This is a genomic window from Streptomyces echinoruber, from assembly GCF_014651135.1.
In the GTDB taxonomy this organism is placed as follows: domain Bacteria; phylum Actinomycetota; class Actinomycetes; order Streptomycetales; family Streptomycetaceae; genus Streptomyces; species Streptomyces echinoruber.
In genome coordinates this window covers 1-6,675 of record NZ_BMWH01000048.1, presented here as the reverse complement: position 1 = coordinate 6,675, position 6,675 = coordinate 1, and the positions used below count along the sequence as shown (strand labels likewise).

The 6,675-nt window shown below is 74.8% G+C and carries 2 protein-coding genes; both read left to right on the top strand.

The genetic code is table 11. From position 1 onward, the window contains the following. Positions 1-78: 78 nt before the first annotated feature. A complete protein-coding gene (locus IE225_RS31500) occupies positions 79-1,146 on the top strand; it encodes a glucose-1-phosphate thymidylyltransferase (protein WP_190061083.1) in 1,068 nt (355 codons plus the stop codon). Between the two features lie 333 nt (positions 1,147-1,479). Beyond that, on the top strand, positions 1,480-6,675 hold a 5,196-nt coding region (locus IE225_RS31495), incomplete at its 3' end, for an SDR family NAD(P)-dependent oxidoreductase (RefSeq protein WP_190061082.1).

Genomic DNA, 6,675 nt, shown 5'->3' with positions numbered 1-6,675 from the left:
CCGGGCGCCCGCTCCGCACCCCGGGGAGACCCGCACCCTCCCCGGCCACCCACCCTCACCACCTGGACGGACGGAACTGTGAAGGCTCTTGTGCTCGCGGGGGGATCCGGCACGCGGCTGCGGCCGATCACCCACACCTCCAGCAAGCAACTGGTCCCGGTCGCCAACAAACCCATCCTGTTCTACGGCCTCGAAGCCATCGCCGCCGCCGGGATCACGGACGTCGGCGTCATCGTCGGCAGCACCGCCGCGGAGATCGAGGCGGCCGTCGGCGACGGCTCCCGCTTCGGCCTCGACGTCACCTACATCCCGCAGAGCGAACCCCTCGGCCTCGCCCACGCCGTGCTGATCGCCCGGGACTTCCTCGGCGACGACGACTTCGTCATGTACCTCGGCGACAACTTCGTCCTGGACGGCATCACCGACGTCGTCCAGGAGTTCCGCAAGGACCGCTGCGACGCGCAGATCCTCCTCACCCGCGTCCCCGACCCCACCGCCTTCGGCGTCGCCGTCATCGACGCCCAGGGCCGCGTCACCGCCCTGGAGGAGAAGCCCAGCCGGCCGCGCAGCGACCTCGCCGTCGCCGGCGTCTACCTCTTCGGCCCCCGCGTCCACGACGCCGTCCGCGCCATCAGCCCCTCCAGGCGCGGCGAACTGGAGATCACCGACGCCCTGCAGTGGATGATCGACCAGCAACTCGCCGTGCGCTCCACCGTCATCACCGGCTACTGGAAGGACACCGGCAACGTCACCGACATGCTGGAGGTCAACCGCATCCTGCTGGAACGCATCGACACCCGCATCGACGGCGACGTCGACGACACCAGCGAGATCATCGGCCGCGTCCGCATCGAGGCCGGCGCGCGCATCCGCGGCTCCCGCATCGTCGGCCCCGCCGTCATCGGCGCCGGCAGCGTCGTCACCGACTCCTACGTCGGCCCGTCCACCAGCGTCGCCGAGAACTGCCGCATCACCGGAAGCGAGATCGAGTACTCCATCGTCCTGCGCGACTCCTCCTTCGAGGGCATCCGCCGCGTCGAGGCCTCCCTCATCGGACGCAACGTGCAGGTCTCCCTCGCCCCCCGGCTGCCCGCCACCCACCGCCTCGTCATCGGCGACCACGGGCGGGTGCACCTGCCCGCGTGATCCCCGTCCGCCTCCGCGCCGCCCTCGCGTCGCCTCCGCGCCGCCCTCGCGTCGCCTCCGTGGACGCCGCCGGGCCGGCGCCGGCCGGGTCCGCCGGCCATCAGCGCACCGGCCCACCCGGCCATCACCGCTCCGGCCTGCGGTGATGATTTCCAAGGGTTTCCCCAGACAACGCCCCCGGGAGCCGAAACAGGCCCCCGCCGCAGGTCATGCTGTCCCCACCGCACGAGGTGAACAGCACGCGCCAGGCGCCGATCCGGCTCTCCCGGTACGACCGGCCGAAGCTCCCGCGCGGTGCATCCGTTCCGTCACCGACCACCATGGGGGCAGTCCATGACGAACGAAGCGCGGACGAACGAAGCGCGGCTTCGGGACTACCTCAAGCGGGTCACCGTCGATCTGCACGAAACCCGCCGCAGGCTCCGCGAACTCGAGTCCAGGGAGCACGAACCCGTCGCCGTCGTCGGCATGAGCTGCCGGCTGCCCGGCGGCGTCCGCTCCCCGGAGGACTTCTGGGAACTGCTCACCACCGGCACCGACGCCATCACCGACTGGCCCACCGACCGCGGCTGGGACCTCGGCACCGGCCCCGACCCCGGCCGCCGCGGCGGCTTCCTGCACGACGCCGACCGCTTCGACGCCGCCTTCTTCGGCATCTCCCCGCGCGAGGCCCTCGCCATGGACCCCCAGCAGCGCCTGCTGCTGGAGACCTCCTGGGAGGCGCTGGAACGCGCCGGCATCGACCCGGCCACCCTGCGCGGCAGCCGCACCGGCGTCTTCGTCGGCTGCAGCGACCAGGGCTACGGCTCCGGTCTGCGCGAGGTCCCCGACGACGTCCGCGGCCACCTGCTCACCGGCAACGCCATGTCCGTGGTCTCCGGCCGCGTCGCCTACGCACTTGGCCTGGAGGGCCCCGCCGTCACCGTCGACACCGCCTGCTCCTCCTCCCTCGTCGCCCTCCACCTCGCCGCCCGGGCGCTGCGCAACGGCGAGTGCTCCCTCGCCGTGGCCGGCGGCGTCACCGTCATGTCCGGCCCCGGCGCCTTCCTCGAGTTCGGCCACCAGGGCGGACTGGCCGCCGACGGCCGCTGCAAGGCGTTCTCCGACGACGCCGACGGCACCGGCTGGGCCGAGGGCGTCGGCGTGATCGTCGTCGAGCGCCTCTCCGACGCCCGCCGCAACAACCACCGCGTCCTCGCCGTGCTGCGCGGCTCCGCCGTCAACCAGGACGGCGCCTCCAACGGCCTCACCGCCCCCAACGGCCCCTCCCAGCAGCGCGTCATCCTCGCCGCCCTCGCCGACGCCGGCGTCCTCGCCACCGAGGTCGACGCCGTCGAGGCCCACGGCACGGGCACCGGCCTGGGCGACCCGATCGAGGCGCAGGCGCTGATCGCGACGTACGGGCAGGGCCGCATCCCCGACCGCCCCCTGTGGCTGGGCTCCGCCAAGTCCAACATCGGCCACACCCAGGCCGCCGCCGGCGTCGTCGGCGTCATCAAGGCCGTCCTCGCCCTCCGGCACGGCGTCCTGCCGCCCACCCTGCACGCCGACCGGCCCTCCACCCGCGTCGACTGGACCGCCGGCCACGTCCGCCTGCTCACCGAAGCCGTCGACTGGCCCGACACCGGCGACCGCCCGCGCCGCGTCGGCGTCTCCGCCTTCGGCCTGTCCGGCACCAACGCCCACGCCATCGTCGAACAGGCCCCCGAGCCCACCCCCACGGACGACGCCACCCCGCCCGCCCGGCCCGAACGGGCCGACCTGCCGCTGCTGCCGTGGGTGATCTCGGGCCGCGACGACGACACCCTGCGCGCCCAGGCCACCCGCCTCGCCGCCCACCTCACCGCCCACCCCGGCACCGACCCCTACGACCTAGCCCGGTCCCTCGCCACCACCCGCACCGCCTTCACCCACCGCGCGGTGATCCTCGGCACCGGCCACGACGACCTCCTGACCGGCCTCACCGCCCTCACCGAAGGCCGCGCCGTGAACCACGTCCTCACCGGTTCGGTCCGCGGTGAGGGGAAGACGGCGTTTCTGTTCTCGGGGCAGGGGGCCCAACGGCTGGGTATGGGGCGGGAGTTGTATGACGCCTTCCCTGTGTTCGCCGAAGCGTTCGATGCGGTGGTGGCCGAGGTGGGGGAGGAGTTGCGGCAGGTCGTCTTCGGGGACGACGCCGGGCGGCTGGATGAGACGCGCTGGGCGCAGCCGGCTCTGTTCGCCGTCGAGGTCGCCCTGTTCCGGCTGGTGGAGTCCTGGGGGGTGCGCCCGGATTACCTGGTGGGGCACTCGGTCGGGGAGCTGGCGGCGGCGCATGTGGCCGGGGTGCTGTCGCTGGCCGACGCCTGCCGGCTCGTCGTCGCCCGCGGCCGGCTGATGCAGCAACTCCCGCCTGGCGGCGCCATGGTGGCCATCGAGGCCGCCGAGGAGGAGGTGCTGCCGCTGCTGGAGGGGCGTGCGGTAGCCGTGGCGGCGGTGAACGGGCCGCGCGCCACGGTGATCTCCGGCGTGGAGGAGGCCGTCACGGCGGTGGCCGGGGAGCTGGCGGCGCAGGGCCGTCGTACCACCCGGCTGCGGGTCAGCCACGCCTTCCACTCGCCGCTGATGGAGCCGATGCTGGCGGAGTTCCGGGAGGTAGCCGCGTCCGTCAGCTACGCGCCTCCGGCGATCCCGGTGGTCTCCAACGTCACCGGCTGCCCGGCCGAGGAGGGCGAGCTGGCCACTCCCGAGTACTGGGTGCGGCATGTGCGTGAGGCGGTGCGGTTCGCCGACGGCGTGGCCTGGCTGGCCGACCAGGGGGTGACCCGCTTCGTGGAGCTCGGCCCGGACGGCACCCTGACCGCCCTCGCCCAGACGGCCTTCCCCGAGGCCGCCGACGTCCTCCTCACCCCCACCCTCCGCAAGGACCGCGACGAAGCCGAGCAGGTGCTCATCGCCCTGGGCCGCCTGCACGTCCACGGTCAGACGGTCGACTGGTCGGCGCTGCTCCCCGGCGCGGAGGTGGTCGACCTGCCGACGTACGCCTTCCGCCGCGACCGGTACTGGCTGGAACGCTCCTACCGGACCGAGGACGCGCCGGAGGCCGAGGCGGGGCTGCGGTACGACATCGTGTGGCGGCCGGTGACGGGACTGCCGGACACCGCCCTCCTGACGGGCCGTTGGCTGGTCGTCGGCCTCGAGGAGACGGGCGGCGAGGACGGCTGGGACAGCGCTCTGGTGTCTGCGCTCCGCGCGGCCGGAGCGGAGGTCGTCGACGTCGTACGGCATCCCGGTGACACGCGCGAGGACCTGGCGCAGCGACTGTCCGCGGCCGCCGGGGGCACGACCCCGGCCGGTGTCGTGTCGACCCTGGCGCTGTGCGCGGGCGGCGACGGCACGACGCCGGAGGGCGTCCTCGCCACCACACTCCTGGTCCAGGCGCTCGGCGACGCCGGGATCGCCGCGCCGCTGTGGGTGGTCACACGGGGAGCCGTGGCCGCCGCGAGCACCGACGCCGCACCGCGTCCGGAGCAGGCGGCGGTGTGGGGCGTGGGTCGGGTGGCCGCGCTCGAACACCCTGACCGCTGGGGCGGGTTGGTGGACCTGCCCGAGACCCTCGACCGGCGGTCCGCGGGCCGGTTCGCCGTGGTGCTCTCCGGCGCCCGTTCCGACTCCGGCGTCCCCGAGGACCAGGTGGCCGTCCGCGCCGGCGGAATCCTGGGACGCCGGCTGGTGCCGACCGTGCCCACTCCCGAGGAGCCGTGGACGCCGCGCGGCACCGTGCTGATCACCGGCGGCACGGGCGCGCTGGGCGCCCACGTGGCCCGGTGGGCGGCCGGACACGGCGCCGAACACCTCGTGCTCGTCGGCCGACGCGGCGCGCAGGCGCCGGGTGCGGCCGAATTGGAGGCCGAACTCACCGCCGCGGGCGCCCGGGTGACGTTCGCGGCGTGCGACGTCGCGGACCGCGAGGCCGTCCGGGAACTGCTGGCGGCACACCCGGCCGACGCCGTGGTGCACGCGGCCGGGGTCCTGGCCGACGGGATCGTCGACGGCCTCACCGCGGAGCAGTTCGACACGGTGCTGCGGGCCAAGACGACCGCGGCCCGCCACCTCGACGAACTGACCCGCGACCGGGAACTCGACGCGTTCGTCCTCTTCTCCTCCTTCGCCGGCACCGTCGGTTCCGCCGGGCAGGCCAACTACGCCGCCGCCAACGCCATGCTCGACGCCCTCGCCGAGCGCCGGCGCGCGGAGGGGCTGCCCGCCACCTCCGTCGCCTGGGGACCGTGGGCGGGCGGCGGCATGGCCACCGGCACCTCGATGGAGAACCGGCAGCGGCGCGGCGGCATACGCCTCCTCACCCCCGAGGCCGCCCTCGACGCCCTGGGTGCCTGCGTCGCCGCACGGACGGCGCCCCCGCTCGTCGCCGACATCGACTGGCAGCAGTTCGGGCCCGCCTTCACCGCCGTACGCCCCAGCCCGCTGCTCACCGAGGTGTACCGGGCGCCCGCCGACCCCCACCACGACCGTGCCGACGCCGCCCCCACCACCGGCCTGCGCGCACGCCTCGCCGGCCTGACACCCGAGAACCGGCTGCGGGAAGTGCTGGCACTGGTGCGGGGGCGGGCGGCTGCGGTGCTGGGGCATGCGGATGCGGCGGCGGTGCCGGCGGAGCGGGCGTTTCGTGAGCTGGGGGTGGATTCGCTGCTGGCGGTGGAGCTGCGCAATGCGCTGGCGGCGGAGTGCGGGGTGGTGCTGCCGGCGACGGTGGTGTTCGACCGTCCCACGCCGCTGGCGCTGGCCGAGTTCCTGGTGGCGGAGCTGGGCGGGGGCGAGGCCGCTGCCGCCGCTGCCGTGGCGGGGGCGTCGGCGTCGGGTGCGCCGGTGGCGGAGGATGATGCGGTGGCGGTCGTGGGGATGGCGTGCCGGTTTCCGGGGGGTGTGGACTCGCCGGAGGCGTTGTGGCGGCTGCTGGCCGAGGGCGGGGACGGCATCGGCGACTTCCCCCACGACCGCGGCTGGGACGGCCTGGACCCGTTCTACGGTCTGACGGCGGAGGGGACGGCCGCGCCCCGGTACACCCGCCGCGGTGGCTTCCTCGACGACGTTGCGTCCTTCGACGCGGATTTCTTCGGTATTTCGCCGCGTGAGGCGGTGGCGATGGATCCGCAGCAGCGGCTGCTGCTGGAGGTCTCCTGGGAGGCGGTGGAGCGGGCCGGGATCGACCCGCGGGCGCTGCGCGGCAGCCGCACCGGCGTGTTCGCGGGCACCAACGGGCAGGACTATCCGGTCCTGCTGGCGGCCTGCGGCGGGGACGGCGCCGACTACGGCGGCTACCTGGGCACCGGCAACGCGGCGAGCGTGGTCTCGGGGCGGGTGGCGTATGCGCTGGGGCTGGAGGGGCCGGCGGTGACGGTGGACACCGCGTGCTCGTCGTCGCTGGTCGCCCTGCACCTGGCGGTGCAGTCCCTGCGCGCCGGCGAGTGCGAGCTGGCGCTGGCGGGCGGGGTGACGGTGATGTCCACGCCGGGGGCGTTCGTGGAGTTC